The 22131-nt window shown below is 36.4% G+C and carries 26 protein-coding genes and 1 pseudogene; 25 read left to right on the top strand and 2 right to left on the bottom strand.

Features of this window, described 5'->3' with window-relative positions:
* Nucleotides 1-92: 92 nt before the first annotated feature.
* From ACJ5H0_RS05205 to ACJ5H0_RS05090, 24 genes and pseudogenes are all read left to right on the top strand, one after another.
* Nucleotides 93-665, top strand: a complete 573-nt coding sequence (locus tag ACJ5H0_RS05205) for a Crp/Fnr family transcriptional regulator (protein WP_273648322.1) — start codon at nucleotides 93-95, stop codon at nucleotides 663-665.
* Nucleotides 666-732: 67 nt separating this feature from the next.
* Nucleotides 733-1422 carry an alpha/beta hydrolase gene (locus ACJ5H0_RS05200; protein ID WP_172278845.1) on the top strand — a complete coding sequence of 230 codons (690 nt, stop codon included), beginning with the start codon at nucleotides 733-735 and terminating at the stop codon, nucleotides 1420-1422.
* A gap of 85 nt (nucleotides 1423-1507) precedes the next feature.
* Complete coding sequence (locus ACJ5H0_RS05195; protein ID WP_411247826.1) at nucleotides 1508-1855, top strand: VOC family protein; 348 nt, start codon at nucleotides 1508-1510, stop codon at nucleotides 1853-1855.
* Between the two features lie 14 nt (nucleotides 1856-1869).
* The gene (locus ACJ5H0_RS05190) at nucleotides 1870-2265 is read left to right on the top strand and encodes a glyoxalase superfamily protein (RefSeq protein WP_411247824.1); all 396 of its coding nucleotides are present in this window, start codon (nucleotides 1870-1872) and stop codon (nucleotides 2263-2265) included.
* 268 nt (nucleotides 2266-2533) lie between these two features.
* Complete coding sequence (locus ACJ5H0_RS05185) at nucleotides 2534-3745, top strand: DUF763 domain-containing protein (protein ID WP_411247822.1); 1212 nt, start codon at nucleotides 2534-2536, stop codon at nucleotides 3743-3745.
* A 142-nt stretch (nucleotides 3746-3887) separates the two neighbouring features.
* A complete protein-coding gene (locus ACJ5H0_RS05180) occupies nucleotides 3888-4478 on the top strand; it encodes a Crp/Fnr family transcriptional regulator (protein ID WP_273648317.1) in 591 nt (196 codons plus the stop codon).
* Between the two features lie 77 nt (nucleotides 4479-4555).
* Complete coding sequence (locus ACJ5H0_RS05175) at nucleotides 4556-4966, top strand: VOC family protein (RefSeq protein ID WP_172278836.1); 411 nt, start codon at nucleotides 4556-4558, stop codon at nucleotides 4964-4966.
* A 23-nt stretch (nucleotides 4967-4989) separates the two neighbouring features.
* On the top strand, nucleotides 4990-5451 hold the full coding sequence (locus ACJ5H0_RS05170; protein ID WP_273648316.1) for a hypothetical protein: 462 nt from the start codon (nucleotides 4990-4992) through the stop codon (nucleotides 5449-5451).
* Between the two features lie 65 nt (nucleotides 5452-5516).
* Nucleotides 5517-6041 (top strand): DinB family protein, encoded by a 525-nt coding sequence (locus ACJ5H0_RS05165; RefSeq protein WP_172278832.1) that lies wholly within the window; start codon nucleotides 5517-5519, stop codon nucleotides 6039-6041.
* A 3-nt stretch (nucleotides 6042-6044) separates the two neighbouring features.
* Nucleotides 6045-6821 (top strand): alpha/beta fold hydrolase, encoded by a 777-nt coding sequence (locus tag ACJ5H0_RS05160; RefSeq protein WP_411247819.1) that lies wholly within the window; start codon nucleotides 6045-6047, stop codon nucleotides 6819-6821.
* Nucleotides 6822-6928: 107 nt separating this feature from the next.
* The gene (locus ACJ5H0_RS05155; protein WP_273648313.1) at nucleotides 6929-7360 is read left to right on the top strand and encodes a VOC family protein; all 432 of its coding nucleotides are present in this window, start codon (nucleotides 6929-6931) and stop codon (nucleotides 7358-7360) included.
* A gap of 78 nt (nucleotides 7361-7438) precedes the next feature.
* On the top strand, nucleotides 7439-7852 hold the full coding sequence (locus ACJ5H0_RS05150) for an SRPBCC family protein (protein ID WP_172278824.1): 414 nt from the start codon (nucleotides 7439-7441) through the stop codon (nucleotides 7850-7852).
* Between the two features lie 32 nt (nucleotides 7853-7884).
* Nucleotides 7885-8130, top strand: a complete 246-nt coding sequence (locus tag ACJ5H0_RS05145) for a DNA-directed RNA polymerase subunit alpha C-terminal domain-containing protein (RefSeq protein ID WP_273648312.1) — start codon at nucleotides 7885-7887, stop codon at nucleotides 8128-8130.
* 218 nt (nucleotides 8131-8348) lie between these two features.
* Nucleotides 8349-9206, top strand: a complete 858-nt coding sequence (locus tag ACJ5H0_RS05140) for a VOC family protein (protein WP_345987888.1) — start codon at nucleotides 8349-8351, stop codon at nucleotides 9204-9206.
* A gap of 46 nt (nucleotides 9207-9252) precedes the next feature.
* Nucleotides 9253-9558, top strand: a complete 306-nt coding sequence (locus ACJ5H0_RS05135) for an SDR family NAD(P)-dependent oxidoreductase (RefSeq protein WP_411247816.1) — start codon at nucleotides 9253-9255, stop codon at nucleotides 9556-9558.
* Nucleotides 9530-10087, top strand: coding sequence for an SDR family oxidoreductase (locus ACJ5H0_RS05130; protein ID WP_411247814.1), 558 nt, complete (start codon nucleotides 9530-9532; stop codon nucleotides 10085-10087). Before ACJ5H0_RS05135 ends, ACJ5H0_RS05130 begins: the two co-directional genes overlap by 29 nt.
* 46 nt (nucleotides 10088-10133) lie before the next feature.
* The gene (locus ACJ5H0_RS05125; protein ID WP_411247812.1) at nucleotides 10134-10448 is read left to right on the top strand and encodes a hypothetical protein; all 315 of its coding nucleotides are present in this window, start codon (nucleotides 10134-10136) and stop codon (nucleotides 10446-10448) included.
* Nucleotides 10449-10598: 150 nt separating this feature from the next.
* Entirely contained in the window at nucleotides 10599-11039 is a 441-nt protein-coding gene (locus ACJ5H0_RS05120) for an SRPBCC family protein (protein ID WP_273648309.1), read from the top strand.
* Between the two features lie 112 nt (nucleotides 11040-11151).
* Complete coding sequence (locus ACJ5H0_RS05115) at nucleotides 11152-11610, top strand: DoxX family protein (RefSeq protein WP_273648308.1); 459 nt, start codon at nucleotides 11152-11154, stop codon at nucleotides 11608-11610.
* 158 nt (nucleotides 11611-11768) lie between these two features.
* Nucleotides 11769-13773: pseudogene (locus ACJ5H0_RS05110) on the top strand (alpha/beta hydrolase family protein).
* Nucleotides 13774-14009: 236 nt separating this feature from the next.
* A complete protein-coding gene (locus ACJ5H0_RS05105; protein WP_228456954.1) occupies nucleotides 14010-14564 on the top strand; it encodes an RNA polymerase sigma factor in 555 nt (184 codons plus the stop codon).
* A 12-nt stretch (nucleotides 14565-14576) separates the two neighbouring features.
* Nucleotides 14577-14918, top strand: a complete 342-nt coding sequence (locus tag ACJ5H0_RS05100) for a hypothetical protein (protein WP_172278808.1) — start codon at nucleotides 14577-14579, stop codon at nucleotides 14916-14918.
* A 164-nt stretch (nucleotides 14919-15082) separates the two neighbouring features.
* The gene (locus ACJ5H0_RS05095; protein ID WP_411247809.1) at nucleotides 15083-15268 is read left to right on the top strand and encodes a hypothetical protein; all 186 of its coding nucleotides are present in this window, start codon (nucleotides 15083-15085) and stop codon (nucleotides 15266-15268) included.
* Nucleotides 15269-15568: 300 nt separating this feature from the next.
* A complete protein-coding gene (locus tag ACJ5H0_RS05090) occupies nucleotides 15569-16216 on the top strand; it encodes a J domain-containing protein (protein WP_273648306.1) in 648 nt (215 codons plus the stop codon).
* Between the two features lie 271 nt (nucleotides 16217-16487).
* On the opposite strand, the gene ACJ5H0_RS05085 is transcribed toward ACJ5H0_RS05090, so the two are convergent.
* Nucleotides 16488-17654 (bottom strand): DcaP family trimeric outer membrane transporter, encoded by a 1167-nt coding sequence (locus ACJ5H0_RS05085; protein ID WP_411247807.1) that lies wholly within the window; start codon nucleotides 17652-17654, stop codon nucleotides 16488-16490.
* Nucleotides 17655-18113: 459 nt separating this feature from the next.
* Between ACJ5H0_RS05085 and gcvP the strand changes: the two genes are divergently transcribed.
* Entirely contained in the window at nucleotides 18114-20972 is a 2859-nt protein-coding gene (gene gcvP / locus ACJ5H0_RS05080; RefSeq protein ID WP_345987899.1) for an aminomethyl-transferring glycine dehydrogenase, read from the top strand.
* A 425-nt stretch (nucleotides 20973-21397) separates the two neighbouring features.
* Here gcvP and ACJ5H0_RS05075 read toward each other — a convergent pair whose 3' ends face one another.
* Nucleotides 21398-22120 (bottom strand): AAA family ATPase, encoded by a 723-nt coding sequence (locus ACJ5H0_RS05075; RefSeq protein ID WP_172278798.1) that lies wholly within the window; start codon nucleotides 22118-22120, stop codon nucleotides 21398-21400.
* Nucleotides 22121-22131: the final 11 nt, after the last annotated feature.

Below are 22131 nucleotides of genomic sequence, written 5' to 3'. Positions count from 1 at the left end.
AAGAATTTATTTCTTTAAAGAGCCTTGTGGGATTTATTTTTACAAGGCTTTTTTAAATTCAAAATACACAAATAACAAATGAAAAATAAATTATGTCCGATAACTACACTAAGTATGGTACACTATTCCAGGTTGACCAAGAACATTTCGGGGAGTTCTTTTCCCTCCTTAAAGATACACATCTTTTAAAGTCTGATTTTTTTCTTAAACAAGGAGAAAAATGCAAATACTTAGGCTTTATTAAAAGCGGAACGATAAGAAGCTTTTACATCAATGATCAGGGCCGTGAGATCAACTTCGGTTTCTATTTTGAAAATGAATTTTTTACGGACTATGAAAGTATACTTTGCGATACGGTCTCCAATATGAATATTCAGGCTATAGAACATTGTGAGATCTTACTTTTAAGTAAAGATGATCTTCAAAATCTATATAAGAAGGAAGCTTACTGGCAAAAGTTCGGAAGGATGATGAGCGAAAAGATCTATCTTGATGCAAAAAAGAGAATTGATGATTTACTATGCTATTCTCCTGAAAACAGATACCTGAATCTTTTAAAAAGAAACCCTATGCTTGTTCAGAAAATAGCCCAGAAGCATATCGCAAGTTATCTGGGGATAACGGAACAGTCATTAAGTCGTATAAGATCCCGGATTATTAATTAACTTAAGTTAACGTGTATTGGTTTTTAAGAACGTAGTTTTACTAGTGTCAAACTTAAAAATAGCAATTATGGATCAAAAAGATTTAACCATTATTCTGGTACACGGAGCGTGGGGAGACGGTTCCCACTGGCAGTATGTTATCCCTGCACTTACGAAAGCAGGATATAAGGTAAGAAGTGTTCAAAACCCTCTCACAACTCTTCAAGATGACATTGACAAGACTAAGGATTTGATAGATGCACAGGATGGGAAAGTTCTCTTGGTTGGTCACTCATATGGAGGGGCTGTCATTTCAGGAGCCGGAAATCACGATAAGGTTGTAGGTTTAGTATATATTGCCGCCTTTGCACCGGATGCCGGTGATAGTCTGGGCTCGCTTTTAGGAAGAAGAGAGTCTCCTGGAGGAGCAAGCATTTACCCGGACAGCAAGGGCTTCCTTTGGATCAAATATGATGAATTCCAATCGGCATTTTGCCAGGATCTTGATGATGAAAAGGCATTGGTCATGTCATTATCCCAAAAACCGATTCATAGCCAATGTTTTGGTGATACTGCAGGTGAACCGGCATGGAAAACAAAGCCGAGCTGGTATCAGATTTCATCAAAAGATCGCATGATCCCTGCTGAAACAGAAAAGGAAATGGCAGAGCGAATGAATCCTAAGAAAATTATTTCTTTAGATGCTGGGCATGCCTCCTTAGCATCCCATCCCAATGAAGTAACACAATTGATCTTAGAAGCTGCAGCGACCTTGTAAGACAATTTAGTAAAAATAGCTATACGCCTTGTGATGATTCTGTGTATCTTCACAAGGCTTTTTTATTGATAAGAACTTCAAAAATATGGTAAAAAGAATTGTAGCTAACATTAAGGCAGAAGACTTGTCTATGGCAGATCATTTCTATCATGGTATTTTAGGTCTGGAAATAATAATGAATCACGGATGGATCAAAACATTCGGAAGCAATGAAGAATCAAAGGTTCAGATCAGTTTTGCAATGCAGGGAGGAAATGACACGCCGGTTCCTGATTTGTCTATTGAAGTAGATGACGTAGAGGCTATCTATAAAAAGATGAAAGATTCAGGTTTTGAGATAACCTATGACCTTGCAGATGAGGAATGGGGGGTTCGTAGATTTTTTGTCAGAGATCCCTTTGGAAAATTAATTAATATCCTTTCACACGAATAATTTAATTATCAAACATGAGAGCAGAACAAGTAATACCGGTCCTCAGAATTTTTGATTATAATAAAACCATAGAATTTTACATTGATTGGCTTGGTTTTGAAATTGTATGGGAACATCGTTTCGAAGAAAATACCCCTGTTTATCTGGAAGTAAAGAAGGAAAACATCATCTTTCATTTAAGTGAACATCACGGAGATGCAAGTCCTGGAAGCAGTGTTTTTATCTGGGGTGAAGACGTGGCACGCTATCATAAAGAACTGATTGATAAGAAATACAAATACAACAGGCCGGGGTTGGAAAAAACATTTTATGATGCAGTAGCTTTCACAGTTAATGATCCTTTCGGAAATAAAATAATTTTCAATGAGAAATTTGATGCAGAGAAACATAAGGAAGTGGAGTTTATTTGATAAAGTAATGGTAAGTATTGAACGGATTTAAGACTAAAAGATTTGGATAGGTTACGAGTATTATTGTTTGTCATTCAAGACGAAGGGTAAGGGAGTAATATTTTTTAATATTATTAAAAGCGGGATTCAGTCCGTTTTCAACAAAACTGTCCAATGGCTTTAGCCAAATCTTATTTATTAAACTCGTCCTAAACATTAGTGTCATGTAAAAAAATAATGATTCAAATCATTAAAACCTTATTAAATAACCTCTAACTTTACACCTTAAATGAAACGTTCAGGAACAGCAGATCTCCCTTTACACTATGGCAAAGTACCGCCATGGCTGTATGAGCGTATGTCTACTCTTGGATTGTCCATCATTGAAGTGATTTTGATGGATTATGGCAAGGATGAGGTTTTGAGAAGACTGGCCGATCCGTTTTGGTTTCAGAGTTTTGGAGCCGTTATGGGAATGGACTGGCATTCATCAGGCATTACAACCTCTGTAATGGGAGCTTTAAAACGCTCTATTAATCCGAATTCACAATCACTGGGGCTTTATATCTGTGGGGGAAAAGGGAAATTTTCAAGAGAGACTCCTTCGGAACTTCTTCAGATTGCTGATAAAACAGGCCTGAACGGTACTGAGCTGGTAAAGGCGAGCAAGCTCTCTGCGAAAGTGGATAATACAGCAATTCATGATGGGTATCAGTTATATCTGCATAATTTTATCCTGGCAGACAATGGAAGCTGGAGTGTTGTTCAGCAGGGAATGCATGAATCTGATGGAACGGCAAGGCGCTATCATTGGCATTCGGAAAATATAAAATCATTTATTGAAGAACCGCATACGGGAATAAATGGTGTTCATAGAGGGAAAATTCTTAATCTTACCGATGCACAGGCTTCAGAAAACAGAAAAGGAATTCTCGAGATTTCTCATACGGATTCCGCAGAGATTATGAACGATTTTTCCCGTCTGATTCTCCCTGATCATCACGATGTCCGAGCTTCTGACGTAGATTTAAAAAGATTGGGGGCTCTTTTATATGTTACCCGTGAACAACAGCCTCAGAATTTTGAAGATCTTTTAATGCTGGAAGGGGTGGGACCAAGGACGATGCAATCTTTGGCTTTGGTAAGTGAGGTGATTCATGGGGCACCGTCAAGATTTTCGGATCCGGCCAGATTTTCTTTTGCACATGGCGGAAAAGACGGACATCCGTTTCCTGTTCCTACGAAAGTGTATGATCAGAGCATCGATATCCTTCGAAAAGGTATTGAAAAATCTAAGCTGGGAAATTCAGATAAACTTAAGACATTAAATAAGCTGCATCAGGTAATAGCAACAACGGAAAAAGATTTTACACCAGATTTTGATATTCAGCAGGTTATAGAAGAAGAAAGACAGAATTCCTGGAGATTTGGAGGGAAAACTGTTTTCGGAGATGCTAAAAAGCCAATCAAACCTAATGATATTCAGCTTTCTTTGTTTTGAGAAGGCAATCACCATATCAGGTGAAATTATTTATAATGTAGGCAGAAAGTGATTTGATTTCGGGCTATTTACATTTTCAACAACTTTTTTGATTCAGTTCCGATAAAAATTTTAATTTTAGAATCTAAAAAATATTCATCTTATGAGCAGTAAGTCCTTAGAAATTTCATATGATTTCCCTTTTTTTATGCACGAAGAGCTCGATGAGATCTTTCAGGCGCATGAAAAAATAAGTTTTCAAAAAGGAGATTTTATTCTTGAAGAAGGAAAAATGGCTAATGAATATTATATTTTAGATAAAGGGCTTGCAAGATCCTTTGTTAATGACTTTAACGGGAATGAAGTAACCACTCATTTTTTTACGGAGAATGAAATTATCATAGAAGTATTATCTCTTTTCCAACGAATTCCCTCTCAGGAGAATATCATCTGCATTACCGATTGTGAATGCTGGAAACTGGATTATGATACTTTTCAGAACCTGTTTCATAAAATTCCCAACCTGAGGGAATGGGGGAGATCGTGGATGTCCCAGCAGCTCTTTGCTTATAAGCAGCGTTCTGTAGAAATGTTTACCTTATCTGCTACCAGAAGATATCTTAATCTCCTGGAGGAGAAATGCCAGGTGATTCAGTATGCTCCTTTAAAGCAGATTGCTTCTTATCTTGGAGTAACAGACACTTCTTTAAGCAGAATCCGTAAAGAATTAGTTTCCCATCCAAAGAAAAATTAAATCTTGCCATAAGGCAAGACGATTCTGATATCGACTTGGTAATTTTGGTTAAAAGTTTAACACTAAAATTACAAAAAATGAAAGTCAATCAAATTTACGTAAATCTTCCGGTAAAAAGCGTTGAAGATACAAGAGCATTCTGGACGAAGCTTGGTTTTGAAATCAACGAGCAGTTTTCAGATGAAAAAGCTGTTTGTGTGATCATGAAAGAAGACAATATTTATGTCATGTTCTTAATGGAAGAGTTTCTAAAAACCTTTACAGACAGACCTGTTGCAAAAGGCGATACCACTCAGGTACTTCTTGCTATAGGTGTTAACAGCAGGGAAGAAGTAGATCAAATGGTTCAGACAGCGCTTGCCAATGGAGGATCCAAATACAGTGAGCCTCAGGACCACGGATGGATGTACCAATGTGCTTTTGCCGATCTGAACGGACACCAGTGGGAAGTAATGTTTGCAGATATGTCCAAATTACCAACGGAATAGTTTAATTCCCAAAAATACCTATTATGGAATCGAAATCAAACGACATTGAAATCATCAATCTACAGGTTCTTAGTAACTATAAAGTGATTCTGATGAATATCGATGGCATCAGCAACGAAGAAGCGATGGTTTTTCCCAATGGTGATGCCAACTGTATGAACTGGATTTTAGGACATTTAATCTATATACGAAATGCATTTATTAATGTTCTGGGAGGAGAATCAGTATGGGATGAAGAGAAATATTCTTGCTATAACAGGGGAGAGATTCCTTTACAAAGAAAAGATGAATTTGCGGATTTTGAAACATTAAAATCCTATCTGGATGAAACCCAGGACCGGCTGATACAAAAAATCAGCCACCTAGAAAGAATCAACCCCGATCAGGTTAACGATATAGCTACATTATGTCTTCATGAGATCTATCACAGTGGCCAGTTCGGATATCTTCGGAGAATTCTCGGAAAACCGGGAGCTATCAAGTAATAATATGCTTTAAAAAGATGTTTAACAGCAGACCTTTAAAGATTAAAAATTAAAACCATATCGTTATGGATACACCAAAATCAAAAAAATTAGAAATTGTAATTCCTGCCTACAGGATGCACTCACAAAGCTTTTTAAATGTTTTAGAGGGCATTTCAGAGGAAGATGCAATGAAAAGAATTGACGGTAAAACGAATCACATTGTCTGGATGGCAGGTAATTTTCTTAATATGCGCTATGGACTGGGATCAGTTTTAGGTCTTCAGGAAGAAGATCCATACACAGACCTTTTCTTTCAGGGAAAAGCATTGGATGAAAATTTCAGCTATCCTAGCATTGCTCAATTAAAAGAAAGCTTTCACCATATTTCACCAAAGGTTTATCAAAAACTATTAGAGGCAACAGATGAACAGTTGGATGAGATTTTTGAAATAGGGATGAATATTTCTTTTTACTCAGAAACAAAACTCAATTTTACGGGAATGTGTATAGGGCGGGAAGATTATCTGTGCGGACAAATGGGATTGATGAGGAAGATTTTAGGATACCCGGGAATGAGTTATACCACCGATGAAAATTTAAAATACTAACCCATGGATCTTAAAGAGAAAGGCTATAAAAAAGTCAATGGAATTCAGATGTATTATGAAGTATATGGAGAAGGGAAACCTTTGGTTTTAATCCATGGAGGGGGTTCTTCAATTTTATTTGATTACAAGGAAATTATTTCCAGGCTTGAATCTCAGTTTCAGTTAATAGGAATTGATCTCCAAAATCACGGAATGAGTGAACACCGGGATATTCCTGAAACATTTGACCAGGACGCTCATGATGTAGCTCAACTGCTAAAAGAAATGAAAATAGGAAAAGCTTCATTCTGGGGTTTTAGTAACGGAGGAAGTACAGTAATGCAAATCGCTCATCATCATCCCGGTTTGGTGGATAAACTCATCGTAGCTTCTGCGTTTTTTAAAAGAAGCGGAATGATAGAGGGCTTTTTCGATTCCATGTCCGAAGTCACTTTAGACTCAATGCCGGAACCTTTAAAGATCAATTTTCTGGAATTAAATCCTGACTTCTCAAAGTTGGAAAATATGTTTCAGAAGGATAGCAAAAGAATGCAGTCTTTTGAAGACTGGGATGAGAAAGTTTTGAAATCTATTGAATCACCGACTCTTTTTATCTCGGGAGACCGCGATGTAATAAGACCTGAACATGTTGTCGAAATGTGGAGGTTGGTTCCTGATTCTCAGCTTATGATCCTTCCTGCTACTCACGGTTCTTATATGATGACTGATTTTGAGGGTAAAACCGATAGCAAGCTCATCGATTTGACCGTGAACGAAGTAGTCAAATTTTTAAATCATTAAACTTTAATTAATTGAAGTGAATCATTCTGACAAAACGGTTGGTTTATCTGTTAGTAATGATCTCTTTTACAATATAAACATAATTATAACTTTAAAAACCAAACATCATGGCAAAATTAAATCCGTACCTTAATTTTAACGGTACAGCAGAAGAAGCTTTCAATTTTTATAAATCAGTTTTCGGGGGAGAGTTCAGAGGAGAAGTTCATAAGATGGGCAACGCTCCGGGAACGGAAAACCTTTCTGAGGAAGAAAAAAACAGAGTAATGCATATTGCGTTACCTATCGGTGACGACCTTTTAATGGCATCAGATATTGTTCCCGGATTCGGACAAACACTTACCGTAGGAAACAACAATTATGTTTCCATATTTCCTGAATCAAGGGAGGAGGCAGACCGTCTTTTTAAAGGTTTATCTGAAGGTGGAAATATAGAAATGCCTATAGAAGACCAGTTTTGGGGAGATTATTTTGGAAGCTTCCAGGATAAATATGGTGTTCATTGGATGGTGAACTATAATGATGAATCGGCAAAATAATCCTATATTTAACTTCATTATCTAAGGGCAGCTGTAAGTTGGTTGCCCTGTTTTTACAACAATCACAAAAATATAACTATGGAACCCATTAAAATAGACATTACCATTTTAGCTCCAGTTGAAAAAGTTTGGGATTATTTTAATACTCCCAACCATATTACAAAATGGAACTTTGCTCATGAAAGCTGGCAATGCCCAAGTTCTGAAAATGATCTGAGAGTAGGAGGCAAGTTCAAAAACAGAATGGAAGCCAAAGATAAAAGTTTCGGATTCGATTTTGAAGGGACTTATGATGTGGTTATTCCGAATCAGAGGATCAAGTATCATTTGGAAGATGGCAGAAATGTGGAAGTGATCTTTGACAGTATTGATGCCAATACAACAAAGGTTACCGAAATTTTTGATCCTGAAAAACAAAATTCTGTGGAAATGCAAAGGGATGGCTGGTATGCGATCCTCGATAATTTCCATAAATATGTTGAAAATCATTAAATTTCTTAACAATCATGATCAATTTAGTCATAATGGCAAAATGTTTAAGTTCCATTTGTGCTGTTAATCATGTTGTTCCCGGAACTTTTCTGCAAGGCGTTCTTTCCATGCCTGCAAGACGTGCCTTAGAAAAAGAGAAAATTGATTCCCTGGAAAAATTATCAGATTATTCTGAGGAGGAAATCCTGCAGCTTCATGGGTTTGGAAAGAACACTTTAAAAAAGCTTAAGATTTATATGCACGAGCATCAGATTTACTTTAAAGAGTTTAAAGAATAATAGCTTGTCAGTTCTTTCGCATGCGGTTCATATTTTCAATCTGAATAAGGAATGAACTTTTTTATAAAGGTATATTTTCATTAGACTATAACGTCATCGATATGCAGTTGGCTGTTAAAAGTGATATCGAAATAAGGAATTGGTTTTAGTTCGGTAAGAGAACAGCATATCCGTTACTACAAAATAAAACAATATCAATCACCCTAAAAAAATTAATTATGAATAACGATATTTTTCCGTGCCTTTGGTGCGACGGAGAGGCTAAAGAGGCTGCAGAATTTTACAGCAAAGTATTTAATGGACGAATTACAGCAGATACACCAGTTGTAATGAATGTAGAATTATTCGGGCAAAAGTTGATGCTGCTTAACGGTGGCCCTCAATTTGAAAAAAATCCTTCCATCTCTTTCATGGTAATCTGCGAAACAGAAGATGAAGTACAAAGATATTGGGATCATCTTATTGATGGTGGTTCTGCTTTAATGGCACTGGATTCTTATCCATGGAGTAAAAAATTCGGATGGTTGAGTGACCGTTATGGGGTGAACTGGCAATTGCTTTTCGGCGAAAAGGATGGTGATCAGAAGGTGGTGCCGACATTAATGTTCATGCATGATAATAATGGTAAAGCAATGGAAGCAATGGAATTTTATACCCATACTTTTCCCAATTCAAACATTGTAAATGTCATGAAATATAAAGATGGGGGTGAATCCAATGAAAATCCCGAAAACGTACAACATGCCAGCTTTAAAATAGACGGATACAGCTTGTACTGTATGGACTCTTCTTATGATCATAAGTTTGATTTCAATGAAGGGGTTTCTATGGTGATTATGACCGACGACCAACAGGAGACAGATCATTTATGGAACACCTTGATTTCAGGAGGTGGAAGAGAAAGTATGTGTGGATGGTTAAAAGATAAATACGGTGTCAGCTGGCAAATAGTACCCAAAAGACTGATCGAATTAATGAATGATTCCGATCAGGGTAAAGCTCAAAAAGTAGTGCAGGCCATGATGCGAATGCAGAAAATTATTATAGAAGATTTAGAAGTGGCTTATAAATCATAAAGTGTTTTCGGCTTATTGTTTGATGCTGTTTATAAAAGATCGGCATATGAAAACACAGAACAAATCACAATCCAAATCTAAAGTACCCAAAGAGGGCATGTTTCCCGAGGTCATTCGTGAAAACTATTTGGGAAGTAAAAAACTTCTGAATAAGAAAGCCGTGATTTCGGGTGGAGATAGCGGAATAGGACAAGCGGTAGCGGTGCATTTTGCAAGAGAAGGAGCGGATGTAATCATTATTTACAAAGAAAGTGATAAAGATGCCCGCGAAACTTTAAAGCTGGTAGAAAAAGAAGGACGGTCATGTATTTTACTCAAGGGTGATGTTTCCAAAAAAAACTTTCAGAACTAAATGTATTGAAAAGGTAAAAAAGGAGTGGAAGACCCTTGATATTCTCGTCAATAATGCCGGAATACAATTTCCTAAAGATGATATTGAGAAAATATCCGACCAGCAGATCCTTGAGACCTTTAATGTAAATATTATTTCAATGATTGCTTTGACGAGGGATTTTCTATCAGTCATGGAAAGCGGAGCAAGAATTATTTGTACCACGTCCGTCACTGCTTACCGTGGAAGTGATCACCTGATTGATTATTCTGCAACAAAAGGAGCTATTGCAACATTTGTACGGTCATTGGCAACCAATCTTGCTGACCGGAAAATTTTGGTTAATGGAGTTGCTCCGGGACCCATCTGGACACCGCTGGTAAAAGAAACGTTTGATGACCTTTCTACATTCGGTAAAGATAATCCCCTGAAAAGGGCTGGACAGCCTTCTGAAGTTGCACCGGCTTATGTTTTTCTGGCTTCTGAAGATTCAAGTTTTATTACCGGAGAAATCATTCATATCAACGGAGGGGATTTTGTAGGAGGTTAATGAATGCTGCCAATTTTAGAACAATCACTTAAATATTATATATAACATGGAAAAATTATCGTACGAAATACAAATCAATGCAACTCCTGAAAAAATATGGAGTGTACTTTGGGGTGAAATAACCTACAGACAATGGACAGCAGTTTTTGCTGAGGGATCATTTTATCAGGGAAATCTTGAAGAAGGAAGAATTGTAAAGTTCCTCGATCCCAATAATAATGGAATGTTTAGTAAGGTGGAAAAAAATGTACCTAATAAAGAAATACGGTTTCTTCACCTTGGAGAAATTGTTGCCGGAGTTGAAGCTCCTCAGGAATGGGGGGGAGGCAACAGAGTCCTATTTCCTGAAAGAGACCGATGAAGGAACATCTTTAAAATGTGAAATTCAGACTCCTGAAGAATTTAAAGGGTTTTTTGAAGAGAAATTTCCTAAAGCCCTGGAGATTATAAAAAATCTTTCCCAGAATCAGCTGTAATTTTATGATCTACTAAAATCACCTAAAAATATAATATGGAAACTTTATCATACGAAATCGTTATTAATGCTCCCTTACAAAAGGTCTGGGATATTTTATGGGGAAAAGAAACCTACACTGAATGGACTCAGTTTTTCAGTCCGGGATCTCACATGAAATCTGACTGGAAAGTCGGTGGAAAAACGTATTTCCTGGATCCTAATAATGAGGGAATGGTATCTACTATTGATAGTCTCAATGAGCCGCATGAGGTTATATTTAAACATCTGGGCATGGTGAAAGGTGGAGTGGAAGATACAGAGAGTAAGGAAGTAAAAGAATGGAGTGGCTCCTTTGAAAAATACATCCTTATTGATTTTGATGGAAAAACCAAACTCCATGCTGAAGTCCAGGTTGAGAAAAGCTGGAAAGACCATTTAAATATGGGTTTTACAAAAGGACTGGAAGTTGTAAAAAATCTTGCAGAGAAAAATTAATTATGAATTAAATAGTTTCCCCAAACAGGTTAGGATGAATATAGAGGATTTTTGTTTTATTTTTATGTAACTATACAGAAATAAATTTTGAATCTGTAGTACCTTAAAAAAAATGAAACTATTATCTATTCTTTTCGTTACGTTTATTATAGCTTTGGTCGGGACAAAGCTGTTTCAGGGACAATGGAACTTTCTTTTTTCTGGAAATCTGGGAATGGCTGTTTTTATCCTGTTTACCGGCTTTGCTCATTTTAAATTCCAAAAGGGAATGGCAATGATGATTCCTGATTTTATACCTGCTAAAATGTTCTGGGTATACGCTACGGGAATTATTGAAATTGCTGCCGGCATCGGTTTGATGATACCATCGTTACGTGAAACTACGGCAATTTTGCTGATTATATTTTATGTATTGGTTTTTATTGCCAATATTAATTCCTCAAGAAAAAAAGTTAATCTTTTCAAAGGTGATTATACGGGGCCGGGAATGTCTTATTTATACAAAGAAAGGCTTCCCATGCAGATCATACTGATTGCCTGGACATGGTATTTTGGAATTTATTTAAATTAAAAATATAGTGTAATTATAAAAAATAACGGAGATAAGTCAGTCTTCGTTATTTTTTTTCACATAAAAGAGAGAAAAAATGTAACATTTGCGTTATATAAACGTCTAATTTATAGAGCATCTTTTTTTGCTAATGTTTTTAATTCAAATCAATCCAAGTCATGAAACTGAAAACCAAAATTATAATAACCGTTCAGGTTGCGATGTCTACAATTATGATCAATGCACAAAACACAACTGCCAAATTACCGGGTGATGCCACCCTGCCAACTGCCAAAGCGAACCTTGATAAGCTTATCTCCTATGATAAAGGAACATTTAAGTACAAAGTAGAGGATTATTTTGCAAGGCCAAAAGCGTCACAATTTAAAATTTCTCCCGATGGCAATTTCCTATCCTATAAAGAAAAAGACAAGGATAGCAAGAATCATGTTTATGTAAAGAACTTAAAAACTGGAAAAGTTACGAAAGCTATTGAGGAGAAGGAAGATCTGATCAAGAGCTATGGATGGCTGAATAAAAACCGACTGTTCTTTACCCAGGATAAAGGAGGAAATGAAAATATTCATTTGTATGCTGCAGATCTTGATGGAGGTAATCTGAAAGACCTTACCCCTTTTGAAGGAGTAACACTAGGTATGGTTAAATTAATAAAAGATACGGATTTCGTGGTAGTTACCATGAATAAAAACAACAAACAGATCTTTGAACCTTATAAGATTAATTTCGTGACAGGAGATATGGTTCAGTTGTATGAAAATAAAGATCCTAAGAACCCTATAGATGATTATATCTTTGATAAAGAAGGTAATTTAAGAGGCTATACAATCCTGGTTAACGGTTTGACTACTCATACTTATTATAAAGACACACAGACCGGCAAGTTTAATCTGATCAAGAAAACTGACTGGTCCGATACTTTTACTATTATTGGATTTAATGACCATTCAGAAAATAAAGATGATGCTTATGTTGTTTCTAACCTTGATAGTGATAAGGCAAAAATCGTATTGTATGACCTGAAAAAAAAATTCCGTAATAAAAGAAGTTTATTCTAACCCTGTTTTTGATGTAAGCTCAATAAGCATTGCAGGTAAGAACAGGAATTATGAGCTGGATTACATTAGCTATACCGGAGATAAAAATGAAACGATTCCCGTGAGTGCATTTTATAAAGATGTTCATGCTCAATTGACATCAGAATTTGGAGATAAACAGTTTTATGTCGTTTCCTCAGATGATAATGATAACAAACTTTTGGTTATTGTGAGCAGTGATAAATTGTACGGGACCTATTATGAATATGATCCAAAGACGAAAAAGACAACCCTTCTTTATGATCTTATGCCTCAGCTGAAGCAGGAAGATATGGCTGAAATGCGTCCTATACAGTTTAAAAGCAGAGATGGACTGACGATTCACGGATATATAACACTACCGAAAGCTGCCATAGAAGGAAAAAAGGTTCCTTTAATTGTGAATCCTCATGGAGGTCCGCAGGGAATCCGTGATGAATGGGGCTTCAATCCTGAAACACAGCTTTTCGCGAGCCGCGGGTATGCTACTTTACAGGTTAATTTCAGGATTTCGGGTGGTTATGGAAAAGGATTTCAGAAAGCAGGCTATAAGCAAATCGGCAGAAAAGCAATGGATGATGTAGAAGATGGAGTAAAATATGTCATAGAGCAGGGATGGGCAGATAAAGATAAGATAGCCATCTATGGAGGAAGCCACGGAGGATACGCTACTTTGATGGGATTGATAAAAACACCCGACCTGTATACCTGCGGAGTGGATTATGTTGGAGTTTCAAACATCTTTACATTCTTTGACTCATTTCCGGAGTATTGGAAGCCATATAAAGAAATGGTAAAACAGATATGGTATGATCTGGACAATCCGGAGGAAGCAAAAATTGCAAAAGAAGTATCTCCCGTTTTTCAGATTGATAGAATTAAAAAGCCTCTTTTTGTAGTTCAGGGAGCGAATGATCCAAGAGTAAATATCAATGAATCTGATCAGATCGTGAAAGCACTTCGTGCAAAAGGATATGGAATTCCTTACCTGGTAAAATATGATGAAGGACATGGCTTTGGAAAAGAACCCAACAGATTGGAACTATACAAGTATATGCTGGGATTTTTTGCTGAGAATTTTAATAAATAATTACAACATAGATAAACTTTTATAAGAGGACGGAGTATATTTTAGCTCCGTCCTTTTCTTTTGCTCAGGATAAAAAGTATAGAAGTGTAAAATGAACCATGTTTATTAAGATCTATGAGTCAAAATATGATTAGCAAAAGAAAAGTGAATATTTGATAAAAAATATTTTAAATTTATTAAAGTAAAACAAAACAGATGATCGTCATGTGAGTATGGAGGTTGTCGAAAAAATAACAATGCCACAGAAAGAGAAAGAAAGTATCATCTCACAAACCGTTTCGAGCTACGGAGGAAAACTGATGTCTTTCATTCGTCCGAAAGTGAAAAATACAGAAGATGCAGAAGATATTCTGCAGGAAGTCTGGTATCAGTTCAGCAGTATTACCAATCTGTCTGAGATTGTAAACGTTGGTGGATGGCTGTACAGGGTGACTGCCAATAAAATTACCGACCGTTACCGTAAAAAGAAAACCGAGAATCTTGAAGATTTTGTATACGAAGATGAAGATGGCGACTTCTCCATCAAGGATATTCTATTGATGGATGAAAGTGCCGGTCCGGAAGTGAAAATGTTTCAGGATGAAATCTGGAAGAAATTATTCGAAGCTTTAGAAGAGCTTCCGGAGAAACAAAGATTGGTATATACGGAAAACGAGCTGAATGACAAGACCCTCCAGCAAATCGCGGATGAACAAGGGGAAAATATAAAAACCATCATCAGCAGAAAGAACTATGCAGTAAAGCATTTAAGAAACAGATTAAGAAAATTATACGAAGATTTAAATAGTTAGAAAGAAGATATTATGAATCATAAACACAAAAAAGGCTGGATTTTTTTAATTCTATGTCCACCATTAATTCTCTTAGCCGTTACATGGATTGTAATGTCGCTTTGGAACTGCCTTTTGCCTGAAATTTTAGGAGTAAAATCAATTAGCTACTGGCAGGCGATGGGGATACTGATATTAAGTAAAATTCTTTTCGGAGGTTTCCATTTCGGAAAAGGAATGCGGGACTTTAAAGAAAGAAAGATGAGAGAAAGAATGCAACATTTGTCTCCCGAAGAACGTGAAAAATTTAAAGAAGTCTGGAGAAGCAAATGCGAAAACGGATTCTTTAACAGACATAACAGAAATAACGAATAGTTTGAAATTTTTAAAGAAGTAGTAAAGTAAAATTAAAATTCATTCGTCTCTATAAAAAACAAGAAGTAGTAAAATTTAAAATTTTGAAAAAATGAAAAATTCAGTATTAAAAGGTGCTCTTGGAGCATTAGCTGTAGTAGGCGTAGCATTAGCAGTCAAAAAAAATGGCAGAAAGAAAAAGATTTATCAGAGGTATTTTTGATGAATACGGAATCAAAGAAAGATCACCTTTCGGGCTTGCAGATAAAATCAGAGAAATGAATAATGAGCAGTATGAGGAATTAAAAGGAAAATTCAAAAAAGAATTTAAATCCAGATGCCACAGAAGACATGAAGCAGCGAAAGCTTAATCATCATTACTCAATTGAAATTGTTTAATTACGGCGCGGGAAGCTTTGCTTCCCGCGCCGTAATTTTTTAATGAAATTTTGAATATACGGATTGGCAAAGCAGGAGATTTCGTCTCTGCAGATTGGACGATACAAAAGTCTTTTATTTTCCTTCATCTTTAAACCAACCTGAGCTTTGAGACTTGTCCAGAGTATCTTGAAAGTGAGGATAAAGAAATAATCTCTTAGTTTACAATGACAAAAATCGTATATGTTTAAGGGCATTTAGAAAAATAAATTCTTACTTTTGTAGGGTTCTACATGAAAGATTACTACTATTTTCTCGGTATTTCTCAGGATGCTTCAGAAGAAGACATCAAAAAGGCTTATAGAAAATTATCATTAAAATATCATCCGGATAAGAATGAAAATGATGATTTTTTTGCAGACCGGTTCCGTGAAATTCAGGAAGCCTACGAAACGCTCAGCGATTCTTCAAGAAGACGGGCCTATGATCAGAATTTGGAGAGTCATCAGAAGAGTTTCAGGTATAATGTTCCACCGGCGATTAAAACGTTTACCTCTAATAAAATTCATGCTAAAAAAGGAGAAGAGATCATTATCAACTGGCAGACAAGTAATGCTGATGTGGTAAAGGTTCTTCCGTTTGGACTGGAAAAGGCTTATGGTGAAAGGACGTTTAAGATTACGGAATTTAAAGATGGTAAATTCCAGCTTTTGCTGCACGCAACCAATTCATTATTACACAAAACGGTGGTGCAGGGAATTACGATTACGGAAGTGTTTGAAAGTAACACGGAGAAATTTAGAAGTGGCGCCGAAGATCTGTTTAAGAGTCAGCCACGGACAGCCGTGAATCCTAAGGGACAGCCGAAAGTTATTCAGATTATTGCGGCGGTTATACTTTTGGTTTTAGCCGGTTATTTTCTGATAAAAAGTTTTAGCTAGATTAAGCCATTTTTTTTCCTTCCCGGACACTTTTTACATCTTTTTCCTTTTTTTGAATTTCTTGCAACAGGATTTTTTTTTCGCAATACATATCTTCATTATTAAAAGAATATACAGGGCTTAAGGGCGGTACTTTAAAAGGGGTAATCATATTCATGTTGCAAATATATTAATTTAGAATAAATATAATTAATAAATTTTCATTAAAAATTTTATCACTGAAAATCAGTTTGTTGAAATCTTTATGATTACCCCTTTTTAACAGTGTTTTTTAAAAAGAAAGAGAAGATGAAAGCTGGATCCGGAATATATTTGCTTTTTGCCGACCAAAGTTTTTCAGCATTCCGTAAGTTCCTTCGATACCCATTCTTAGTTTCTTACGCGGTTGAAAGGCCAGGTTAATTCCTGAATTCTGAAAATTATGGATCATCGTATCCGGAACAAAATCCTTTCTTCCCAATTGAGAGAAGCTGTAATAAATGACCGAGCTCAGTTTTGGATTCCACCAATGTTCATAGATGCCTACAATATTGAATAAATTCAAAGCCACCAGCCTGTTGTTGGCCATGTCAGGGATCGCATCATATTTTTCACCGTTTAAAACTACATTATAGCTGGAATATCCTTTTCCGTATGAAGACTGGAATCTGAAATTACTTAATGTCCCACTATAAAGCCGGGCAGAAACCATTCCGCTATATCCGAGAATTGTATTGGCATCCGTGTGCTTTTGTTCATCATTTTTTATTTCATAGCTTATGGGTGAAACCATTGTTCCCAGCTTACAGTAGTCTCTTGTATTGCCATATCTGTATACAGCTGTGAAGATGGGAAGGATAGATTTCTTCTTCCAGTTCGGAGCGTTATTAGGAAGAAATATGCTCGCCGCATCAGGATCTTCCAGAGAAAGGGAAAGACTTTCTTTTTTCGATAAAGGTGTTGAGTAGCGGATCTGAACCGTTCTGATGAACATGGTTCCGTTAGGCCCTACAAAATCAAAAATATTGGGGAAAATATCAAAATCACTGAAGTTACTCCAGGTTTGTCCGATCAATAATTTCTTCCATTTGATATACCCTTGGCGAAACCTTGGGGCAGTAGTTCCGTTGGGACCCAGGAAATCGATTTCTGTGTAAGCCGACAGATCCGAATTTCCATTTTCATCCATCTGTTTTATTCCAAAGCCTATTTGCGATTGTTTAATGCTGAAGTTACTGTTTACCGAATTGTTTTGGGGTATTGCTATAGAAGGAGCTATGAATCCGTCTTTAAATCCCATTTCCTGAAAATCGAGCATGGCATCGGTTTGAATAAAGCCTTTTACGTAGGCAGACCATGTATCACCCGAATTTTCAGGAGATGACCCTCCTGACTGCCGGGTTATTATTTTTACCTGGCCTTTTACGTTGAATAGGGATATAAAGATAAATGAGACCATCAGCCTTTTGTGTTTTTTTTTTCGTCATTGTGTTGTGTTTTTGATTTTTTAATTGTGTAGTTTATGTATTCATAGGAGCTGAATGATATTGATTGGTGTAGGGCTTACCTTCTTATCGGACTTGTATTTCTAAATTTTCGGATGAAACTACAAAATTATTTTCTGTGGGTATTTGTTGAAAATTTTAGTCCTTGTAAAAATGAAAAGTATAAATATTCTATGAAAAGGAGTTTTACCCATTAAGTATTCCGTATTTTATTAGAATTATGAAATAAAAATTAGAAAAATGGCGTGAAATTTTTCTTGTATTTTTTGTATTCGTGCCCTTGTTTTTTTAAACAAACGTTTATGGAATAATAGTAATTATCAATATCTGTCAGTAATTTTTGACTATTGTAGAATCCCTTAAAAAATTGTAATTTTACCCATCTTTTTTACAAACAAAATCTAATAAAAAAAATGAATACAGAACAGTTTGTGAGCCGTCACATTTCTATTAATGAAGCCGATAAGCAGGCGATGTTAGAAAGAGTCGGCGTTTCAAGTATCGAAGAGTTAATTTCTCAAACCATCCCTTCTTCTATCCGTTTAGAAAAAGACCTTGATATTTCCGAACCGCTTTCAGAATATCAGATGCTTATTCATTCAAAAGAATTGGCCTCAAAAAATACTGATTATACCAGTTATATCGGTTTTGGATATCACAATACGCTTTTACCATCGGCTATTCAAAGAAATATTTTTGAAAACCCAAGCTGGTATACAGCTTACACACCTTACCAGGCGGAAATCGCTCAGGGGAGATTGGAAGCTCTTTTGAATTTCCAGACTGTTGTGTGTGATCTTACAGGTTTTGCTTTGGCAAATGCTTCATTGCTGGATGAATCTACTGCTGCTGCAGAAGCAATGCATATGTTCTTTAATAACAGAACAAAGGACCAGAAAAAAGTCGATGCAAATAAGTTTTTTGTTTCTGATCTTGTTTTGCCTCAAACGGTTTCCGTTTTAAAGACAAAGGCAGAAGGACTTGGTATAGAAATCGTAGAAGGTGATCATAAAACCCACCAGTTAGATGGATCCTATTATGGAGTTCTATTGCAATATCCTGGTAAGAACGGGATTGTTCTGGATTATACAGAGGACATTGTAGAATACAAGAAATTAGACCTTCAGGTTGCTGTGGCTTGTGATCCAATGGCTTTGGTTAAGTTGAAATCACCGGCTTCAATGGGAGCTGACTGTGCCGTAGGGACTACTCAGAGATTTGGTATTCCATTAGGCTATGGAGGACCTCACGCAGCATTCTTCTCTTGTAAAGAAGATTATAAAAGAGATATTCCGGGAAGAATCATCGGAGTTTCTCAGGATATGTATGGAAAGCGTGCCTTAAGAATGGCTTTACAGACCAGAGAACAGCATATTAAGAGAGAAAGAGCAACTTCCAATATCTGTACAGCTCAGGTACTTTTAGCAGTAATGGCTGGAATGTATGCCGTATATCATGGTCCTAAAGGATTGAATTATATCGCTGACCAGATTCATTTTAAAGCCAATGCTCTGAAAGGAGGTTTAAAAGCTTTAGGGTATCAGACTGTTGAGGAACCTATCTTTGATACGGTAAAAATTGAGATGAGTGAAGATGAAAAAGGAAGATTGTCAAGAATGATGCTTGACCATAAGCTTAATCTGAACTATTTCACAGAAGGAGTTGTAAGTATTGCTATCAATGAAAGTACAACATTGGAAAAACTAAATGTTCTGATGGCTTCTTTCGCGCAATTCAAAGATAAGCAGACGTTCAAACTTGAAATAAAAGAAGGATACAGTATTCCTGAAGAGAATTTGAGAAAAGATGAGATTCTTACGGAAGAAGTATTCAATAAATATCATACAGAAACAGAGTTGATGCGTTACATCAAACGTCTGGAAAGAAAAGATTTATCATTAACGCATTCAATGATTTCACTGGGTTCTTGTACAATGAAACTGAATGCTGCAACTGAAATGCTTCCGCTTTCGTGGGATAACTGGGGAAGTATCCACCCGTTTGTACCGGTAGATCAGGCAGGAGGGTATCAGGAAATGATCCGTGAATTAGAAAAAGATCTGGCTAAAATTACCGGTTTTGCAGGAACTTCACTTCAGCCAAATTCTGGTGCGCAGGGAGAATATGCAGGATTGATGGTCATCAGAGAATATCATATTTCAAGAGGAGAAGGTCATAGAAATGTAGTATTGATCCCTCAGTCTGCACACGGAACAAATCCGGCCTCTGCGGCAATGGCGGGAATGAAGATCGTAGTAGTTAAAAACCTTGAAAGCGGGGAGATTGATTTCGACGATTTAAAAGCTAAAACAGAACAGCATTCTGAAAACCTGTCATGTGTAATGATTACATATCCGTCTACATACGGATTCTTTGATGCCAACATTATTGAAATTACCAATCTTATCCACCAGCATGGCGGACAAGTATATATGGATGGTGCCAATATGAACGCTCAGGTAGGATATACAAGTCCTGGAAACATCGGAGCGGATGTATGCCACTTGAATCTTCACAAAACTTTTGCTATTCCACATGGAGGTGGAGGACCTGGAGTAGGACCAATCTGTGTTGCAAAACATCTGGTGCCTTTCTTGCCTACCAATGCCAACATTAAAGTGGGAACTAAAGAAGCTATTGAAGGAATCTCTGCAGCTCCTTACGGTTCAGGATTGATCCTTAATATTTCATATGCATACATTAAGATGCTTGGAGCTTCAGGATTGAAAAAAGCTACTGAGCATGCTATTCTGAATGCCAACTATCTGAAAGAGATTTTAGCAGAGCATTTCCCTATTTTATATTCAAACAAAAATGGAAAAGTAGCTCACGAATGTATCGTAGATTTCCGTCAGTTTAAAACTTTGGGAATTGAGGTGGCTGACGTAGCTAAAAGATTAATGGATTATGGTTTCCATGCTCCTACCGTATCTTTCCCTGTTGCAGGAACATTGATGATTGAGCCTACTGAATCTGAAAGTAAGTCTGAAATTGACCGTTTTGCAGAAGCTTTAATTGCTATCAAAAAAGAAATTGATGAGATTGCCAACGGAGAAGCTGATCCGGCAAATAACGTGTTGAAAAACGCTCCGCACACAGAACAGCTTGTTATCTCTGATTCATGGGATAAACCATATAGCAGAGAGAAAGCAGCTTATCCTCTTGACTGGGTAAGAGATCATAAGTTCTTTGCTTCTGTTTCAAGAGTGGATGAAGCTTATGGAGATAGAAATCTGGTTTGTACTTGTGAGCCTATTGAAGCTTATATGTAATAGAAAGTTCTAACCAATAAATATAAAACCCACTCATCTTTTGAGTGGGTTTTTGTTTACATTTTCTAATGTTTCCTTCTTGTTGATGTATACGCTATCAGAAGCGCTATCGCCATAATGCTAAATGTGATAATTGAGGTTATTTCAATTGCATTTTGGCTTTCATTACCGTGGTAACTATTATTACCTTTTTCACAGGAAAATAGGAATAATGCTGCTATTAATAAGCAAATAGAGGGTAGTTTTTTTATCATGTGTATATATGTTTGGTTATTAGTGGATTATCATCAATAAATATGCCGAATGTATGTGAATTATTATAGAGTTATATGTTTTGAATAATATATAATTCAAAACTATAGCTGTACAGTGGTTTTACAGATATCAAAAAAATAGAGGCGATAAAAAATTGATATGATGAGTCTTTATATTTTGGCGGATTCTCTCTGTGCTTCCAGCTTTTTAATAAGGTTTCCTTTAACAATAGTAAATGCATAATCTTTAGCTTCGGCAAAGGAAATGTTGTATTGGCGCTTAATATCCTTAATATCCTCTGGAAACCGTGCTAAGAGGCTGTCATAAAATTGATCTAAAAATTCTTTGGAAGGCATTTCGTAATTGATTTTCAATTGGAAACGTCGCAATAATGCGGTGTCAATAATTTCCGGATGGTTGGTTGCACAAAGCAATAAAGAATTTTCCGGGTAATAATCAATAAGCTGGAGTAGGGTATTAACAAGTCTTCTCATTTCCCCTACATCCTTATCATCACTACCTCTGGCTTTTCCGATCTGATCAAGTTCATCCAGAAAAAGAACCGATCTTTCGCGACCTGCTTTATCAAAGATCATTTTTATGTTCTGCGAAGTTTCTCCTATCCTGGAGGATACAATGTTACTGAGATTGAGCACAATGATATTTTTACCCAATGCATTAGCAATAGCTTTTGCTGTCATTGTCTTTCCGCACCCTGAACTTCCCTGCAGTAAAATTTTATTATTAACAGGAAGTCCATATTCCTGGAGTTCTTTGATGTATGTATGTTCTTTAATCAGCTGTACAAACTGTTCCCTATTGGAGGTTTCAAGAAATACATCATTAAGGGTAACCTCTTCTTTGTCTTGAATAATAAGGTTGTACAGATTCATGCCTTTGAATA

This window comes from Chryseobacterium proteolyticum, assembly GCF_046591535.1.
GTDB lineage: Bacteria > Bacteroidota > Bacteroidia > Flavobacteriales > Weeksellaceae > Chryseobacterium > Chryseobacterium proteolyticum.
Note: the sequence above shows the minus strand (reverse complement) of the source record. Positions and strands in the feature narration are given on the sequence as shown.

Bases quoted from the DNA above. Each gene is read 5' to 3' on its own strand.
- ACJ5H0_RS05205 (WP_273648322.1), top strand. From the start codon at position 93: ATGTCCGATAACTACACTAAGTATGGTACACTATTCCAGGTTGACCAA.
- ACJ5H0_RS05200 (WP_172278845.1), top strand. From the start codon at position 733: ATGGATCAAAAAGATTTAACCATTATTCTGGTACACGGAGCGTGGGGA.
- ACJ5H0_RS05195 (WP_411247826.1), top strand. From the start codon at position 1,508: ATGGTAAAAAGAATTGTAGCTAACATTAAGGCAGAAGACTTGTCTATG.
- ACJ5H0_RS05190 (WP_411247824.1), top strand. From the start codon at position 1,870: ATGAGAGCAGAACAAGTAATACCGGTCCTCAGAATTTTTGATTATAAT.
- ACJ5H0_RS05185 (WP_411247822.1), top strand. From the start codon at position 2,534: ATGAAACGTTCAGGAACAGCAGATCTCCCTTTACACTATGGCAAAGTA.
- ACJ5H0_RS05180 (WP_273648317.1), top strand. From the start codon at position 3,888: ATGAGCAGTAAGTCCTTAGAAATTTCATATGATTTCCCTTTTTTTATG.
- ACJ5H0_RS05175 (WP_172278836.1), top strand. From the start codon at position 4,556: ATGAAAGTCAATCAAATTTACGTAAATCTTCCGGTAAAAAGCGTTGAA.
- ACJ5H0_RS05170 (WP_273648316.1), top strand. From the start codon at position 4,990: ATGGAATCGAAATCAAACGACATTGAAATCATCAATCTACAGGTTCTT.
- ACJ5H0_RS05165 (WP_172278832.1), top strand. From the start codon at position 5,517: ATGGATACACCAAAATCAAAAAAATTAGAAATTGTAATTCCTGCCTAC.
- ACJ5H0_RS05160 (WP_411247819.1), top strand. From the start codon at position 6,045: ATGGATCTTAAAGAGAAAGGCTATAAAAAAGTCAATGGAATTCAGATG.
- ACJ5H0_RS05155 (WP_273648313.1), top strand. From the start codon at position 6,929: ATGGCAAAATTAAATCCGTACCTTAATTTTAACGGTACAGCAGAAGAA.
- ACJ5H0_RS05150 (WP_172278824.1), top strand. From the start codon at position 7,439: ATGGAACCCATTAAAATAGACATTACCATTTTAGCTCCAGTTGAAAAA.
- ACJ5H0_RS05145 (WP_273648312.1), top strand. From the start codon at position 7,885: ATGGCAAAATGTTTAAGTTCCATTTGTGCTGTTAATCATGTTGTTCCC.
- ACJ5H0_RS05140 (WP_345987888.1), top strand. From the start codon at position 8,349: ATGAATAACGATATTTTTCCGTGCCTTTGGTGCGACGGAGAGGCTAAA.
- ACJ5H0_RS05135 (WP_411247816.1), top strand. From the start codon at position 9,253: ATGAAAACACAGAACAAATCACAATCCAAATCTAAAGTACCCAAAGAG.
- ACJ5H0_RS05130 (WP_411247814.1), top strand. From the start codon at position 9,530: ATGTTTCCAAAAAAAACTTTCAGAACTAAATGTATTGAAAAGGTAAAA.
- ACJ5H0_RS05125 (WP_411247812.1), top strand. From the start codon at position 10,134: ATGGAAAAATTATCGTACGAAATACAAATCAATGCAACTCCTGAAAAA.
- ACJ5H0_RS05120 (WP_273648309.1), top strand. From the start codon at position 10,599: ATGGAAACTTTATCATACGAAATCGTTATTAATGCTCCCTTACAAAAG.
- ACJ5H0_RS05115 (WP_273648308.1), top strand. From the start codon at position 11,152: ATGAAACTATTATCTATTCTTTTCGTTACGTTTATTATAGCTTTGGTC.
- ACJ5H0_RS05105 (WP_228456954.1), top strand. From the start codon at position 14,010: ATGCCACAGAAAGAGAAAGAAAGTATCATCTCACAAACCGTTTCGAGC.
- ACJ5H0_RS05100 (WP_172278808.1), top strand. From the start codon at position 14,577: ATGAATCATAAACACAAAAAAGGCTGGATTTTTTTAATTCTATGTCCA.
- ACJ5H0_RS05095 (WP_411247809.1), top strand. From the start codon at position 15,083: ATGGCAGAAAGAAAAAGATTTATCAGAGGTATTTTTGATGAATACGGA.
- ACJ5H0_RS05090 (WP_273648306.1), top strand. From the start codon at position 15,569: ATGAAAGATTACTACTATTTTCTCGGTATTTCTCAGGATGCTTCAGAA.
- ACJ5H0_RS05085 (WP_411247807.1), bottom strand. From the start codon at position 17,654: ATGGTCTCATTTATCTTTATATCCCTATTCAACGTAAAAGGCCAGGTA.
- gcvP (WP_345987899.1), top strand. From the start codon at position 18,114: ATGAATACAGAACAGTTTGTGAGCCGTCACATTTCTATTAATGAAGCC.
- ACJ5H0_RS05075 (WP_172278798.1), bottom strand. From the start codon at position 22,120: ATGAATCTGTACAACCTTATTATTCAAGACAAAGAAGAGGTTACCCTT.